General features: G+C 57.4%; 13 protein-coding genes. 4 read left to right on the top strand and 9 right to left on the bottom strand.

The window, feature by feature from the left end; genetic code table 11:
• Nucleotides 1-887, bottom strand: an 887-nt coding sequence (gene galE, locus E4K65_RS05105) for a UDP-glucose 4-epimerase GalE (protein WP_135173167.1), incomplete at its 3' end; no start/stop codon positions are given.
• 404 nt (nucleotides 888-1,291) lie between these two features.
• On the opposite strand from galE, the gene E4K65_RS05100 reads away from it, so the two are divergent.
• Both E4K65_RS05100 and E4K65_RS05095 read left to right on the top strand, forming a co-directional pair.
• The gene (locus E4K65_RS05100) at nucleotides 1,292-1,537 is read left to right on the top strand and encodes a DUF1488 family protein (protein ID WP_167770526.1); all 246 of its coding nucleotides are present in this window, start codon (nucleotides 1,292-1,294) and stop codon (nucleotides 1,535-1,537) included.
• 875 nt (nucleotides 1,538-2,412) lie between these two features.
• The gene (locus E4K65_RS05095; protein ID WP_025576101.1) at nucleotides 2,413-2,640 is read left to right on the top strand and encodes a cold-shock protein; all 228 of its coding nucleotides are present in this window, start codon (nucleotides 2,413-2,415) and stop codon (nucleotides 2,638-2,640) included.
• A 39-nt stretch (nucleotides 2,641-2,679) separates the two neighbouring features.
• Here E4K65_RS05095 and E4K65_RS05090 read toward each other — a convergent pair whose 3' ends face one another.
• The 4 genes from E4K65_RS05090 to E4K65_RS05075 form a co-directional block, all read right to left on the bottom strand.
• Complete coding sequence (locus tag E4K65_RS05090) at nucleotides 2,680-3,447, bottom strand: hypothetical protein (RefSeq protein ID WP_135173166.1); 768 nt, start codon at nucleotides 3,445-3,447, stop codon at nucleotides 2,680-2,682.
• Between the two features lie 400 nt (nucleotides 3,448-3,847).
• Nucleotides 3,848-5,053, bottom strand: coding sequence for a glycosyltransferase family 4 protein (locus E4K65_RS05085; protein WP_135173165.1), 1,206 nt, complete (start codon nucleotides 5,051-5,053; stop codon nucleotides 3,848-3,850).
• Between the two features lie 17 nt (nucleotides 5,054-5,070).
• The gene (locus tag E4K65_RS05080) at nucleotides 5,071-6,204 is read right to left on the bottom strand and encodes a radical SAM protein (protein ID WP_135173164.1); all 1,134 of its coding nucleotides are present in this window, start codon (nucleotides 6,202-6,204) and stop codon (nucleotides 5,071-5,073) included.
• Nucleotide 6,205: 1 nt separating this feature from the next.
• Nucleotides 6,206-7,561 (bottom strand): glycosyltransferase family 4 protein, encoded by a 1,356-nt coding sequence (locus E4K65_RS05075; RefSeq protein ID WP_235885474.1) that lies wholly within the window; start codon nucleotides 7,559-7,561, stop codon nucleotides 6,206-6,208.
• A gap of 349 nt (nucleotides 7,562-7,910) precedes the next feature.
• Between E4K65_RS05075 and E4K65_RS05070 the strand changes: the two genes are divergently transcribed.
• Both E4K65_RS05070 and E4K65_RS05065 read left to right on the top strand, forming a co-directional pair.
• Nucleotides 7,911-10,052 carry a type I secretion system permease/ATPase gene (locus E4K65_RS05070; protein ID WP_135173163.1) on the top strand — a complete coding sequence of 714 codons (2,142 nt, stop codon included), beginning with the start codon at nucleotides 7,911-7,913 and terminating at the stop codon, nucleotides 10,050-10,052.
• A gap of 69 nt (nucleotides 10,053-10,121) precedes the next feature.
• On the top strand, nucleotides 10,122-12,155 hold the full coding sequence (locus tag E4K65_RS05065) for an HlyD family type I secretion periplasmic adaptor subunit (protein ID WP_135173162.1): 2,034 nt from the start codon (nucleotides 10,122-10,124) through the stop codon (nucleotides 12,153-12,155).
• Between the two features lie 47 nt (nucleotides 12,156-12,202).
• Here the strand turns inward: E4K65_RS05065 and E4K65_RS05060 are convergent, their stop codons facing one another.
• The 4 genes from E4K65_RS05060 to E4K65_RS05045 all read right to left on the bottom strand — a co-directional run bounded on the left by E4K65_RS05060 (nucleotide 12,203) and on the right by E4K65_RS05045 (nucleotide 16,087).
• Nucleotides 12,203-12,535: a VanZ family protein gene (locus E4K65_RS05060; protein WP_235885473.1), complete on the bottom strand. Its 333-nt coding sequence runs from the start codon at nucleotides 12,533-12,535 to the stop codon at nucleotides 12,203-12,205.
• A 173-nt stretch (nucleotides 12,536-12,708) separates the two neighbouring features.
• Nucleotides 12,709-14,070 carry a DUF4910 domain-containing protein gene (locus E4K65_RS05055; RefSeq protein ID WP_135173160.1) on the bottom strand — a complete coding sequence of 454 codons (1,362 nt, stop codon included), beginning with the start codon at nucleotides 14,068-14,070 and terminating at the stop codon, nucleotides 12,709-12,711.
• A gap of 29 nt (nucleotides 14,071-14,099) precedes the next feature.
• Nucleotides 14,100-15,335, bottom strand: a complete 1,236-nt coding sequence (locus E4K65_RS05050) for a class I SAM-dependent methyltransferase (RefSeq protein WP_025576302.1) — start codon at nucleotides 15,333-15,335, stop codon at nucleotides 14,100-14,102.
• Between the two features lie 170 nt (nucleotides 15,336-15,505).
• Nucleotides 15,506-16,087 carry a dTDP-4-dehydrorhamnose 3,5-epimerase family protein gene (locus tag E4K65_RS05045; RefSeq protein ID WP_135173159.1) on the bottom strand — a complete coding sequence of 194 codons (582 nt, stop codon included), beginning with the start codon at nucleotides 16,085-16,087 and terminating at the stop codon, nucleotides 15,506-15,508.
• Nucleotides 16,088-16,103: the final 16 nt, after the last annotated feature.

The raw sequence follows: 16,103 nt of genomic DNA, 5'->3' as shown, positions 1-16,103 counted from the left end.
GCGGAGGGGTCGGCGACCAGATAGGTGGGATCGCCGGCGCGGCGCGGCTTGACGGTGTGCGGCACCTCGCGCCCGGTCTCCTGCCTGATGGCGCCCAGGATCTCGCGCACCGAAAAGCCGGAGCCGGTGCCGAGATTGAAGCTGCCGCCGGCATGTCCCTGTTCCAGCAGCTTCAGCGCCGCGACATGCGCGGCGGCGAGGTCGGTGACATGGATGTAGTCGCGGATCGCGGTGCCGTCGGGCGTGTCGTAGTCGTCGCCGAACACCGCGAAGTCGACATGGCCCTGCAGCGCCATCAGGGCCCGCGGAATGAGATGGGTCTCGTTGTCGCGCAGTTCGCCGATGCCGCCGGCCGGATCAGCGCCGCTGGCGTTGAAATAGCGCAGGCAGAACGCGCCGAAGCCATAGGCGGCGCGATAGTCGGCGAGCATTCGCTCGATCATCCATTTCGACGCGCCATAGGGATTGATCGGCGCGCAGGGGAAGTCTTCCGGCAGCTCCCTGGAATCGGCGTTGCCGTAGACGGCGCCGGTCGAGGAGAACACGATGCGATGGCAATCGGCGTTGCGCATCGCCTGGAGCAGCGACAGCGTGCCCTGCAAATTGTTGATGTAGTACTTCTGCGGGTCGGTCATGGATTCGCCGACTAGGCTCGCCGCCGCGAAATGCATCACCGCCTTGACCTTGTGATCGGCGAAGGCGCGCGCCAGCGCTACGCCGTCAAGAAGGTCGCCGGTCACCAGGGGGCCGGCAACGAAGCTGCGATGACCTGTCGAGAGATTGTCATAAACGACGGGCTGATAGCCGGCGGCGGCCAGGGCGCGGCAGGCATGCGAGCCAATATAGCCCGCGCCTCCTGTGACGAGGACGGTCGGTTGGTCAGTCATGGTTGCTACCCCGAAGCGAAGTCATTAATCGCCCAATCAATCGTCGACAGCATAAAATCTGCGCAGAGCGCAAGCAGAGCGAGCTTCAACCATCCAGGATCCTTTCCGGCGCAATCGAGTACGACGGTGATTCGGACAAGCGGACCAGAGACAGCTATTGCGGAGAGTCGATAGCGAACTCCTTTGGCATGAGGCGATTTGATGCCCGGGGCCGGTCCCACAACTTGACCGTGATCAGATTCAACATTGCTGTATTTGCCTAGCTTCCATCTCGTGCAAGGCAGTCTTCGCCGGCATAGGGCGTAGTGCGAAAGCAACTCCTGAGCCCCCGGAGCAAACGGCAACGAAGAATTGCACAACGGAGATCCGCTGCGATGCCCCTTCAGCATGACCCTTCCGGAGAGATGACCGTTGTTGACCAACATTCAGGCATCCTGTTCGCGATGTTTGACGGTCCCAAACGAGTGATCTGCAGAGTTGATTGGGACGCTCTTATTGATCGCGCAGCGGTCGATGGCGCCGATGAAATGGACATTCGCGCGACCTTTCATCGGCATCGCGAGGCCATCCAGGCTATAGCCAGCCAGAACTATGATGCGGGGCAAGCAAGCCCGATTGTCACGACTTACCAGCTCACCCCGCTTCCCTGACCCTCGAGACCGTTGCCTCTTCGTAACCGCCTGAAAAGGAGCGCCATAGTGTTGGCCCCGCAGACCACCAAGCGAAAGGTTGCTCCGCCATGGAGTCATCACGAAATCGAGCAGGTACGGTTCCTCATTTTAGAGGGAAAGAGCTTGCACGCCGTCTCACGACGCCTTGGAAGAACACCACAAGCTGTGAGAAAGATCGTTAGCAGGCTAAAGCTCCCACTCCGGCTTGTCGATCTGACGAGGTGAATCGGCTTCAATCTCCGGCACTCGACTGACGTCATCTCACGCGGACGGTCGGAGAATATCAGACATACCTGTCAAACTTGCGCCTCCCGACGAGACCAAGGCAGGCGCCTGCTCTACTCATCCCTCTCCGTCGCGGATCGCTTTCGCCCCAGACCCTAGCCGGTTGTCGCGAAAGGGGTGCGTTGCGCGACATTTCATACTGCCGTAGCTCTTTTTGAGTTTAACTGGGCTTTCAGATCGCGATCACTTTGTCACTGCGTCTTTGCAACTAATAGCAAGATGCCGCATATTCTATTCCAGGTCGATCGACGGAGGCATTTCGAGAGGCGCTTGCGCCTACAACACATGCAAAGCAGCAAGCGCATCTGCAAATAAACGCGGCATATTGCTTATTTGCGCAGCAAGAATTGACGAGTCTATTGTGAGGACGTGAGCTTTGGACGGCGAGTTCCGATTTATGCGCGGCATATTGCAGCGCCGGTCAGTCTGGATGAACGAAACTCGACCCTCACCGGACCAAGGGGTAACAACCGGGGTTTGAGCAAAAAGAAGTCATTCTACGCCCGATGTGAACTTTCTACGCTTTCAATCTTTACGTCGGACTAGATCATGCGGATGCCGGAGGAACTTTGGCTAACGGATTCGTAGTCTGGTTCAATAAGTTCAAGGGTTACGGCTTCATAAGGCCCGACGGCGGAGGCAAGGATGTATTCGTTCATATGTCCGCCGTCGAGGAAGCCGGCATTTCGACGTTGATTGAAGGGCAAAGAGTGAGCTACGAGCTCGCTTCCGTTGCAGGCAAGGTAACAGCCAGTCAGCTGCGAGTCGGCACCCAGGAATCAAAATCTGCAGGATGAATGGATATTTCGTGTCGCTGACAGTTCAAAATCTTCGTCTCAGATTCGGCGATACCGGAGTTCGAGGTTCTCGACCATGTCGTTGTAACGACCAATAAGGTCTATCAGCTCGCCCCCATGATCCGACAAAAAACTAGCGATGCTGGAACTAACGATTTGTACAGTCGCGTCGATCTCTTCCAATAGCTCGCGTCGCGCAGCGTCACAGTACTCCGCAATGAGTGCGTCAGCGATCGACAACTCGCTTGCTATCCTCATGGTCTTGAACGTTGTCGCTTCGTGCTGCGGCACAACTTCGAACCAGCGATCTACCCGCGTGTTCCGCTCGCCCGCCCTCGTTCGAGGAGAGCCATCAGCAACTGCTCTTTCGACATCGACAGAAAGCAACTCTAGCGTTTCGTTGTGAAGGCGATCGAGCTCAGTCATGGAATGATCAAACATGCTGCTCAGCTGCGTGAGCTGTAGCCACGCGAGTCTCAAATGTTGGTACGGCGACAATCGGTCATGGTTCCAGGGATAGCTGCCGGCAACAATGCGACAAACAATCAGATCGCCGTATACGGTCCGCAGCTTAAGAAGCGCAGCAAGCTCCGCTTTCAGGCGCTGATGAATGGCCGATATCGCTCCTGTCATCCGCTCCGGCACGAACTCGAATGACGGATCGGACAAGCGCACTAAATTTTCACCGGCCAGTTCGATGATCGAAACAATCCGCTCGTCAATCTCACCGGTCGTTAGCTCATCCACCCTGCTCATTCTCACATAATCCAGCAACGCCTGGCGCAAGTCGAGCTTGCGAATCCCCAACCCGAAGCCTTTCAGGGTTCAGCCGCTTTCGGAAGCCCCAATCTATGTTCATATCTAGGCAATGGGAGGGGACTCGAGCTAGTGCTGGCGGATAGTTTAGCCCACCGATAGGATCCAGTCACAAAAGCGCCCGTGACTCGCCAGGATTTCGATCGCTGGCTGCAGACTTTGGACGCCACGCCCATCGACCATGGCCGGCGCTATCGCCAACCTTAGCGGGACGACCACAAAAGCTGAGATCTCAGCACTGAGAACCGGGACGCCCGACCTGAAATCAGGCTCTGAGTAACAGCCACAATCCTCGGCGCCGCCAGCCCGGGCGCGGCATCGCTTCAACCCGATCAACGCATGGGACGCCAACATGCTGCCAGACTATGTCGTCGAAAGCGCTGGCAATGCCTCAATGGTTGGCTGGTCTGCCGTATGCCGATTGTTGCGACCTTGCGCTGGCGCGCCAGCCTGCGCGCGACAGATTGCCTTGCTGCCGCGTCCGGCCGAGCAGGTCATCATAGATATCCGACGTTCTCGATGCGATATCGGACCAATCGTACCGCGAGGCGCTTTCGCGACGTACTATTTCGCGCTCAGACGCGCTCAGACGCGTCTTCGTCAGCACCAACAGCTTCGCACCCAACTCCTCACAATCACCGACATGGAAAATGTGTTCGGGATCACCCACCACCTCCAGATTAGGTGCGATATCGCTTACCAGCACCGGCAATCCATAGCTGAGCGCTTCAAGCAGCACGATCGGCAGCCCCTCATGCGACGACGGCAAAACAAACAGTGCCGCGTGGGCGTAGAGTTGTCGCAGCCCATCGCCGGTCTGAAACCCGGCCATGACAACGTTCTGGTGGCCGGCCGCTTCTCTAACCAGCTGATCCGCGTACTCATTCTGGTGGTCGATCTTTCCAACTATGGCGAGCTTCCATCCCGGCATTGCCGTAGCCAGGAATGCGCGCAAAAGATCGAGCTGCCGCTTCTCAGGAACAAGCCGGCCGACCGTCAATACGTATCGTCCTGGCTCCAATCCCAACCCGACCACCTGTTCGCTTTGCTGCGGCAAGTCCGAGAACACCACGCCATTCGGCACCACCTCGCAGGGTTTGCCATATTTGGAAGTGACGAGGTCGCCTATGCTGCGACTGACCGCAATGCGCTTGCTAGCATAGCGCATTCCGACAGCTTCGCCGGTCCTCAGGACCATACGCGCCGCCCAGCCCCATTTTTCCCTATTATAGTCCTCACCATGATGCGTGACGACGACCCGCAGGCCGACAGCACGAAGCAACGGCGTTACAATTGCAGGACCTATACCGTGAATGTGCACCAACGCCGGCCGCCGCACCATTGCGACAATTGCGCAGACTACGGAATGCAGCAGAGTCTCCAGATATTTGTTACTTAGAGTCCACAGTCGCAGTACCCGCACCCCCCTCCAGACTTTGGGGACATTCGAGGTGACGTAAGGAGACCGCATGCAGACGGTAACCCCCCTGCCTAGCTCGACCAACCTTGGTGCGAGATTTTCTGCATGCGTCTCGATACCACCCTGAATTTGAGGGAAGCCACGGAAGCCGAACATGTAGATCTCACGCCTTCTCATCTGGACTTCCTCCCAATCTAATTGTTCATAAATGTTCGCAACGGGTAATGCTCGTCCGGGGTTATGCGGCCCTTGACCAGCCGGGCCTTGACATTCTTGTTCAAGAACGACGTTCGCTCGACGTGCGGCGATGGACGCACGTCGGAATAATCAATATAGCTGTCAAAGCATATGCTCTTGCCGATCGAGACCTTGAGCTTGTTCTTGATGACCCATAACAACGGCTCGCCTTTCGGAAGCTGAGGGACCAAGTTGGACCGCATCGCGGTCCGCGCGGTCGTCACCATCCAGCAGTTCTGCCCACAGCTCGCGACCTTCTTCCGTGTCTGCTGGGCGGCCTCGCTATTCATGATCTCGTTCCATGATTCCCGCGCAAGATTTCCCATGGGGAGATCCGAGCGGACGTTGCAGGCCCATACGTCCGACCACGGGTCGATGAAGGCAAAATCCCTACCCGCACTGCACGGGATCAACCGATCATGACCGAGAATCTTCTCGATCAGGCCAAGGTTCAGGTAGGCCCGAAACCAGTTCTTTGGCTTCGGACTACGCAGCAACGCCGAAATAAGCCCCTCAACTTTCCGCGCGACTGCCTTCCGATCATAGAAGTAATTGTCGTTCTTGTAGAACTGCCACGCATTGTGAAGCGTGGAAGTTGCCAGCTCGAATCCCTCCTTGCGTGCGAACTCGTAGACATTGACGAGCTGATCGACGTTTTCGTCCTGGATGACCATCGCGAAGCCAAGGTCGGTGCCGCCGGCTTCGCGCAGCATACGAAGTCCCGCGATCTTGGTGTTGTAACCGTCCTTCTCGCCGCGAATTCTGTCGCTGGTCTCCTGATCGCCCTCGAGCGAAAAGCGTACCTTGATGTTGGGGTGTTTCTTGATGATCGGAACGAGGCGCTCCGGATGCAGCCCGTTCGACGATATTTCCGTCACTCTTGCCTTCGGATAGAGAAGATCGATCATCTCTCCGAGGTCTTTGCGAAGCGTCGGCTCTCCACCCGACACATTCAGATTGTCGAAGCCGGATGGAAGCTTCGACAACGTAGCCAGCGACACCTCTTCCTTTGGCTCGGTCGGATTCTGCCATATGTAACACATCTGACATTTGGAGTTGCAGCGGAACGTGGAAATGACGGTAAGGTCCATTTTATGATCCAACTTTCCTGTGTAAGCCGACTGATGCAATCAGATCCTCGTATAACGAGAGTAACGTCGCACCGTGTTCCTCAAGCGAGTACTCGTTCTCGACGGTCTTGCGTGCGTTGCGACCGAACACCTCGCGACGACTGCGATCGACGAGAAGAGTTCTGACTTTTTCGGAGAGTTGAACAACGTCGCCAGGGTCAAACAACAGACCTGTCGTCCCGTCTCTGACCAACTCGGGAATTCCGCCAATGCGGGAAGCGACGATCGGCTTGCCATGCGCCATCGCCTCAAGGATCGAGAGAGGACTGTTTTCGTGCCACACCGAGGGCACGACAATCACACCCGCCTCCCTGATTGTGCGCTCGAGGTCGATGCCCATGAGATGCCCTCTGAACTCCGCCGCGGGGTATTTCCGCCGAAGCTCATCGAAAAGCGGTCCAGTGCCAGCGATCACCAGCCGCCAGGCTCCTTGGGCTGTCGCATGAGCTTTAAGGAGATCCTCAACGCCTTTTTCAGGCGACAGGCGCCCGAAATACAGTGCGTATCCGTCATCTCCGACAGACGTATCGATACGCGATGCGTCTATCCCGTTCGGAATATGAACCACCTTATCGGCACCGAACCGACGGACAATGGCCTCATACATGAACTTGCTCGGCGCAATGAATTTTCCGACGCGGTGATAGCTTCCCAGCAGCGCGTGATAGCGCGCCTCCGCCCAAAGCAAGGCGCTGCGCCCAAGAGAGCCGTCGGCGCAGCGGCGAGCGAGAATCGTCTCAAAGGCGCCGTCCCCGCATCTCGTACACACCTGTCCGTTGCTAAGCTGCGTATAGACGGGACATACCGGTTTGTAGTCGTGAAGCGTGAGGACGACGGGAACCCCCATTTCCGCTGCTGCGGTGACGATCGAGGGAGTGAGCTGGTGATAGATATTATGACAGTGCAGTATGTCCGGCTTCTCATCTCGGATGAGGCGCGTAATTTGCGAGACAGCTTCGGATGAATGAATAAAGGATAATGCCGATCTCAGCTTTTCGCGTCTTGATGATGCGCGATACGATTTCCGCGAAACAAAGTACGATTGGAAGCGTGATGGAATATTTCGATCGTCATTCATGGAGAATTCGACGACGTCAACATTCCGCCTGCGCATCAACTCCATCTCGTCGAACATCACGACTTCGGAGCCGCCGTTACGAAAGAAGAACTTGTTCGCAAACAACACTTTCAGAACGTGCCGATCCGATCCATCAAGCCGTTCTCGTCTAGAAGACGGGACATCTTGCTCCGGGCTCAGCCTCGATCGGGCCACCGAAACAGCAACCTCTTCGCTGAAATCGAACGAAGGCTCCGTCATCGCCGCGGTCCTTATCTGGAGACCGAAACAGGCCACACTGCGGGGCGGACACTAACGCCTGCAGAATGATGTTCGGTCGGGCGGTGCAAGGCTGATCTCGTCGCAACTACAACCATCAGTAGGATGATAGGCGGCCGCCATGCGCCGATATTGACGGCCGTCAACTCGCCATCGGTGCGCGGCCTAGGATGGGGTGCTGGCCCTCTTCGAGTCGGAATGCCGCCCAATTCTGAGGATACGAGCTGCTTCTAAGGACGCGCTCGGGCGTCAAAACGACATATCTTCATGATCGGCGCGAACTGCATGGTGACTGCCGGATCGCAACTGCTCGATGCAATGCGGAGAGAGGATGCCCGAGCACCTTGAGCCAATTGGCGTAATCCCCGATCAAGGGTTGATCGCGTTGGTCATGATGCTCCGATTTAACGGCCTCGCCATAGATCCTGAGCGCATCCGTTATCAGTTTGGGACCATCATCAGGGTCGCCGAGGTTCTCCGCTGTGCCAAGGAGCTTGGGCTGAAGGCACGTGTCGTCAGGACCAATTGGTCTAGGCTTTCCGGTCTGCCGATGCCGGCGCTCGCCATCCTTCGGGAGGATAGATTTCTTATCTTCGGAAAGGCCACCGAGGAGCGGGTCATCGCGCTCGAGCCGGGCCGCCCGCAACCGGTCATGATGTCGCGGATGGAACTCGAGGCCGTCTGGGACGGCGCGGTCATTCTGATGACGCGTCGAGCCTCTCTTTCCGATCTGGCGCGGCGTTTCGACATCACGTGGTTTCTCGGCGCAATCAGAAAATACCGGCGATTGCTCCTCGAAGTCCTTGCAGCATCGTTCTGCCTTCAGCTGTTTGCCCTGGTATCGCCGCTCTTCTTCCAGGTGGTTATCGACAAGGTTCTAGTACATCGCAGCATGAGCACGCTGGACGTACTTGCCATTGGCCTCGTAGCGACCGCGATGTTCGAAACGATCCTTGGAGTTCTACGTACATACCTTTTCTCTCACACCACCAACCGAATCGATGTCGAACTCGGCGCTCGGCTGTTCCGCCACCTGTTGGCGTTGCCGATCGGCTACTTCCAGGCGCGGCGGGTGGGTGACTCTGTCGCGAGGGTCAGGGAACTCGAAAATATCCGCAATTTCCTGACGAGTTCCGCTCTGACCTTGGTCATCGACCTGTCGTTTTCGGTTGTCTTCATTGCAGTGCTGGCCTTCTACTCGCCAACGCTAACCTGGATCGTTCTCGCCTCGCTTCCGGTCTATGTCGCGATTTCTGCCGGAGCGACGCCTCTGTTTCAGCGGCGGCTCGACGAAAAATTTCAGCGGGGTGCGGAGAACCAGGCCTTTCTTGTGGAGAGCGTAACCGCGATGGAAACGCTCAAGGCGATGGCTGTGGAGCCTCAGATGCAACGCCGCTGGGAGCAACAGCTCGCCGGATACGTCGCAGCGAGCTTTCGCGTCATCAGCCTGGCGAACGTGTCCAGCCAATCGGTCCAGCTTGTCAACAAACTGGTCGGCGTCGCCATCCTCTATTTCGGCGCTCGGTTCGTCATCGCTGGCGATCTTACCGTTGGCGAGCTGGTTGCCTTCAATCTGATCTCCGGTCGCATCAGCGCTCCAGTCCTCCGACTAGCCCAGACTTGGCAAGATTTTCACCAAGCCAGACTCTCGATCGCGCGCCTCGGCGACATCCTGAATACAGAGCCGGAGCCTGTTTACAGGCCTGGCAAAATGGCGCTGGCTACGATCCGAGGTGATATTGCGTTCGAACAGGTGACCTTTCGCTACCGCATCGATGGGCCCGAGATCCTTCGAGATGTGCAGCTGCACGTTCCGGCAAGGCAGGTCATTGGAATAGTGGGCTCCTCGGGATCGGGGAAGAGCACTTTGGCCAAACTGGTGCAGCGGCTGTATATCCCCGAGCGAGGCCGGGTTCTGGTCGACGGGATCGACGTGACTCAGGTAGACCCCGCCTGGCTGCGCAGACAGATCGGTGTAGTTCTCCAGGACAGTGTCCTCTTCAACTGTTCGATCAGGGACAATATCGCCTTCGCGGATCCCGCGACATCGACGGAGCGTGTGGTTGAAGCGGCCACGATGGCCGGTGCACACAATTTCATTCTACAGCTACCGAACGGATACGACAGCATAGTCGGCGAACGCGGGAGCAGCCTGTCCGGCGGACAGCGTCAGCGCATTGCGATTGCACGCGCGCTGGTAACCGATCCACGGATCCTGATCTTTGACGAGGCGACCAGCGCACTCGACTACGAGAGTGAGCACATCGTTCAACAGAACATGGCCAAAATCGTGCAGGGCCGTACCGTTCTGATCATTGCGCATCGGCTATCGGCCTTACGAATGGCCGACCGGATCATCACGATTGAAGATGGCCGCCTGGTCGAGGATGGTTCTCATCAAGAGCTGGTCAAGCGCGGAGGACGTTATTCAAAGCTCTTCCGCCTACAGTCGAGCTTCCATGACCTTACATAGACTGTCCTTCGCTTGCGTCGACACGAACAGGCGAGACGGTCGAGCTCACGCCGGCATCGACGAGGCCGCATGAGACAGACACCCGCAGAGACGTTCGACGATCCGGGGCTGTTTGTGCTCGACCTCCTGCTCCGATTGCGTGGTGTCGACAGCAGCCTGGATCACATTCGCCAGTTGTCCGGTTACACGCTTATTGGTGTCCCGGAAATGCTCGCTTATGCGAGGGAGCTCAATCTCTCCGCAAGCTGTGTTCTGACCGATTGGGACGGACTATCGGCATCAGCCCTGCCTGGCATCCTCCCGATTCGCAACGGGAGCTTTCTCCTACTCGGAAAAGTACATGGCCACGAGGCCGTGGTGATGACCGCTGGCGCCGAAAGGCCATCTATCATTTCCAGATACGAGCTTGAGTCCAATTGGGACGGACGGCTCGTCGTGATCGCCCAACGACGCGCCATCATCGCTCGGCTTCTGCGCTTTTCACGATCCTGCCTGGAATTCATTCGGCGTTCAAAGGAGCGCTCCCTGATTGTCGGGGCACGACTGGCTGGTATGTTCTCGTCTCGCACCGATCGCGCACCTGCAACGTCTGAGCAGCGGCCGGCCGCGCCGACGGAGCCGGCCCGGAATGCGAACAGCGGGAATGCGGTCATTGTTTTCGCGGATCACGCCCGCAAGCTCGGGCGCGCCGTTGTCGGGCTAACGCCTTCCCGCGGGATTCATCCGAGCGAAGCACTCGCTTTCCTCCCCGCAGCGCTCGAAATCATCGAGACCCCTCCTTCGCCGGTTGGACGTACCATCGTGGTCAGCATCACGGCGGGTTTCGTTGTCGCCCTGCTCTGGGCCTGCCTTGGAACCATCGACATTGTTGCTATCGCTCCTGGCAAGATCATCCCGAGCGACCGAACCAAGACCATCCAGCCCTTCGAGACCGCCGTTGTTCGCGCGATCTACGTTCACGACGGCCAAACCGTCAGAGCCGGTGAACGCCTGATTGATCTGGATGCGACCGTTTCGGCTGCAGAGCTGAACCACCTCAAGAGCGATCTGATGAGTGCGCAGCTCGACGCCGCCCGCTTGAAGGCGTTACTGTCAAATAAGCCTAATCTCGCTTCGGCGTTTAACCCGCCCCCAGCCGCCACACCTACTCTGATCGAGATGCATCGTCGCTTTCTCGTCAGCCAAGCCACCGAGCAGGCTGCCAAACTCGCTGCAATTGACCGCCAAATCTCACAAAAGGAGGCAGAGCGAGCCACTTCGAAAGCGTCGATGGATAAGCTGAAAGCCACAATTGGCCCGCTCCAGCAGCGCGTCGAGATACGCGAGCAGCTGTACCAGAAAGAACTCGGTTCCAAGCTGCAATACTTGGCCGACTACCAAGAGCTACTCGGTCAGCGACAGGAGATACTCGTTCAGCAAAGCCGCTTTGGCGAAGCAGATGCCGCCATCGCGGTCCTGGTGGAGAACCGCAACAAGGCCATCGCCGAATACGAACGAACCTTGCTCGAGGAACTCGCCAAGGCGGAACAGAAGGCTGCCGGTCTAAGCCAGGACGTCATCAAAGCCGAACGGCACACCGGCCTGCAAAACCTGACCGCGCCAATCGATGGCGTCGTACAGCAACTCGCGGTTCATACCGTCGGGGGTGTCGTCACGCCGGCGCAACCAATCATGATGATCGTTCCAATCGATAGCAATCTCGAAGTCGAGGCCATGATCTCGAATCAGGATATCGGCTTCGTCGAGGCAGGCCAGGACGCCGCCATCAAGATCGATACCTTCAATTTCACCCGGTACGGACTGCTACATGGCAAGGTGATCAACATCTCCCAGGATGCTATTCCCCGGAACAAGCCACCGGAGAACGGCAGCACCAGGTCTCTCGGCGCCGGGACAACAAGCAGCGAACCCAATGGACAGGAGCTTGTCTACGCGGCGCGGGTGTCGCTCGACCGCAGCTACATGAACATCGAGAACAAGCGTGTCAGCCTTTCTCCCGGTATGGCCGCCACCATCGAGATCAAGTCTGGATCACGCAGTGTCATTAGCTATCTCTTATCCCCGATCATGCGGTATAAGCAGGAAAGCTTGCGGGAGCGGTAGCGCGCGAGCAACTGTGCAAGGGCATTCGCCGCGAATACCACGCGCTGTTACTGATGACGTTTCGCGGATGGCGAGGTCAGGATATCGATCAGATGCCGCCAGCTCGGAGCTAAACGGCCGGCGCCGACCCCGCATACTCCTCCAATGACCTTCACTACGGCGTCGAGAATCCGACCATGCCGATCGGGCGTTAGCAACTGCATGCCTTCGAGGGCAAGCGCGCTGAGGATCACCATGGCAAGAACAGCCCATGTACGACGTGTTATGCCGAACGCAAACGCAAAGCCCATTACAGCGAAGGCAGCGAAGTGTTCCAGTTGAAGGCCAGCCAACCTCGGACGACCTTGAATTGGTGTCAGCGTTGCGAACGTGATGAACACGAGTACCACCCACCCGACAATGAGCGCTACCCTTTGGATCATGACCTCTCGCTGGTCCGGGAATGCTCAAATTCGACGTGCTGGCGAGCCGTTTCCAGCGGACACCGTCAACTCGTCGCCCTTCAGCTGTCTCAACCTCTATCGGCCGGCAAACACCACCCGCCCTAACGAAACTAGTTTGTCGGGCCCGGCTCGCTTTGCTTGATGAGACCGGCTCGGCTCAGCGCGGCGGCCGCTTCCTTTATCACCGCCCAGGGCAATTTGGATCGTTCGGCGATGTCGAGCAGTGAATGATCCCCGTCCGACATGTTCAGGACCCATAGCAGCCCCATCTGGAAGTCTCCGGCCGCGAGCCCGCCCAATCCACCGTAAAGGCCATAATTGCCCAATTTTGGCTCGCAGAACGGCTTCTCGTTCCGAAAGCAGGCGTCGTTCTCGATGACGTCGATAGCTGCAATCGCCTTCTTTAGAGTGTCGTACAGCGCAGCAGGGCGAACAAAGTCCAGATTATCGGCCGAGCTGTGATACTCCGCGAATCTACCGAAGGGCGTTCGCATCACGGTCCCGATCGGTAGGTTGAAGCCAGGCGAGCAATATTGCCGCTCGTCATAGCCGTAAGGTGAGAACTCCTGAATTTCGTACGGTTCGCCGCTCTGCTCAAGCACATAGGACCAGGCTCGATCGATCTCTGTGTTGCCGCGGCGGCTCCTCTTGTAGGTCATCGCCCCCGAATCGCCGGCGCAGGTCAACACAAATCCATGCTTCACCCGACCGACATGAGCCTCGTTGAGCGCCAACCAGGTGATCGCTCCAATAGTGCCGGGGATGAAGACGAAGCGATAGGTATACCTGAGCTCCATCTTCCGCAGGTGCTGCGCCAGCGCGGTTGCGACCGCGATCCCGGACAGGTTGTCATTGCAGAGCGACGGATGACAGATATGGCAGGAGATCAGCACCTCGTCCGAGGTACGTCCAAGCAGTCTCAGATCGCCGTAAGTCAGATGACCCGGTGCGAGGCTGGAATCGATACAAACCTCGTAGACGTCCTCCTGCATTGCCAATAGTTCATTGTGCGGCAGACAGAAGCCCCACGTCTTCTCGTAATAGCTTGTCCGATAGGGAATCCAGTCCGGCTTTTCCGGATCCGAGTAGAGGTGAGGCTTAAGCTCGTCGAGCGTCATGTGAGCGCTCACCGGTATGCTGTAGCCAAGGAGGTGCAGGTTCGACTTCCTGAAATCGATCACGCGCTCGCCGGCGCTGTTCTTGACATATGCATCACGCACGTTCCACTCCGGTGGAACGGTCCAATCAAATACCTGCAGACCGGACGGTACTTCGCACGTGGTAAGCGGGACATAGTTTCGGATGAGATCGATCGTTCTTCGGGTCCCATCCCCCGTTATGCTGCGGGAGATGGGATACATATCCGCAATAAACTCGTGGAGAGCCCGTCCCGTCTTGTCCGCCGACAGGTCAACGGCCGCGTCAGTCTCCCTGAGGTCCGCGAGGTCTGCATGCCTTGCAATGTCATCCATGCTCCACGACCCTCCGGTATCCGGTTGGCTCAATCCACAATCCTGGGCTCGGGAATCGGCACCACGAACTGAGCTCCCCAGCTGCGGGCGAATGACAACTGGCTGACGATCTCCCGCTTCAGGTTCCAGGGTAGAATGAGGATGTAGTCCGGCTTTGTCACGTTGATGCGTTCGGGCTCAAGAATTGGAATGTGAGATCCCGGCAATAACGACCCCTGCTTGTGCGGGTTTCGGTCGACCGTATACTCAATGAGGTCCGAGGTAATGCCGCAGTAGTTCAAGAGTGTGTTGCCCTTGGCTGGGGCGCCGTACCCGACAACACGCTTGCCCTGTCGCTTTGCATCCTCAAGAAAGGAAAGAAGCTTTTGCCTGGTTTCCATAGCGCGCTCTTCGAACGCGTCGTAGTGATCAAGGTTGGCATATCCGGCATCGATTTCGCGGCGCCTGAGATCCAGCACCCGATGGGAGATCGGATGCCATCCCTTGTTGGCGTGCTGAGCATAGATTCGCAACGAGCCACCATGGGTCGGCAACTCTTCGACATCAAACAATGTCAGGCCGTGGGCCGCAAAGATCTTCTCGACAGCGATAAACGAGAAGTATGAAAAATGCTCGTGATAGATCGTGTCAATCTGGCACTCGTCAAACAGACGCATCAGATGGGGGAACTCCATCGTGATGACCCCCGCGTCGGCGAGAAGAAGGCTCATGCCTTTGACGAAGTCATTCAAATTTGGCACGTGAGCCAGGACATTGTTTCCGATCAACAGATCAGCGCGCAGCCCCTCGCGTCGCAAGGTACGGGCAGCACGTTCGCCGAAGAACTCCACACGAGTGGGAATGCCCTTCGCGCGCGCAACGGCAGCGACGTTCTGAGCCGGCTCGATGCCTAGGACCGGCACATCGGCTTCGACAAAGTACTGCAGCAAATAGCCGTCGTTGCTCGCGATCTCGACGACCTTGCTGTTTGCCCCGAGTGCGAACCTTTCGATGACTCGGGTGACGTAGGACTTAGCATGCTGCAGCCATGAATCGCTGTAGGATGAAAAGTAGGCATAGTCTCCAAAGATATTCTCCGGCGCCTCCCATTCCTCGAGCTGGACAAGGAAGCACTCTCCGCAAACGTAAGCCCGCAACGGAAAAAAACGCTCGTCTTGCTTGGCTTTCTCGTTCCGAAGATAGGAGTTTGCCAACGGAGACATTCCGAGATCGATGAACACGCGTTCAAGAGGCGCGCTGCAGAAACGACAACAGCTCAACTCCATTGCATGCGCAGTTGGTGCTTTGACGTTAAGGGTGGATGCCGCTTCTTTCAGCATTTTATGGCTCCTGCCGGGGGCGATCTGTGATGTCACCGACACGCTAGCGTTGGTCGGGGCAGAGCTATTGACGGTCGTCAAGTCACGTTTGCTTTTTGCGAACGTGGGGCCCTCACCTACGACCTCTTGGGGACAGCGATATTCATGCGGGCCTTCAATTCGTCCCCGATATTGCTGTGAGGCTTCCATGCCCTGTCACGATCCGAGAGCACCCGCACCTCTGCCGGCCAGGATATTCCAAGCGAAGGATCGTCATGCGGCAACCCGCCTTCCGCGCCTGGCGTGTAATAGTTGCTGATTAGATAAATCAGCTCCGTATCGTCAGTGAGCGTGATGAAACCATGCGCGAAGCGCTCCGGTATGTAGAGCCCGCGGCCATTGTCCGCCGAGAGGTTAACGATGACATGTCGCAAGTAGGTCGCCGATTCCGGCCTCAGGTCGACGATCACGTCGGCCACCGCCCCCTTGGTGCATCGGACGTACTTGTTCTCCGTCGCCGGGGGATACTGAAAATGCAGGCCGCGCAGCGTACCGCGTTTTGCGTTGTAGCTGATACTTGCCTGTGCGACGACAGGCTTGAGACCGTGCGCAAGAAATGTGTCGGCGCAGAATACCCGAGCGAAGTATCCCCGGTTGTCCTGATGCCTATCTATCTCCACCGTGTAGGCGCCGGCGAGGATTGTTTCGGAAAATATCATGCGGCAGATGAAATAG

This window comes from Bradyrhizobium niftali, from assembly GCF_004571025.1.
Lineage (GTDB): Bacteria > Pseudomonadota > Alphaproteobacteria > Rhizobiales > Xanthobacteraceae > Bradyrhizobium > Bradyrhizobium niftali.
This window is presented reverse-complemented; position numbering and strand designations above follow the sequence as displayed.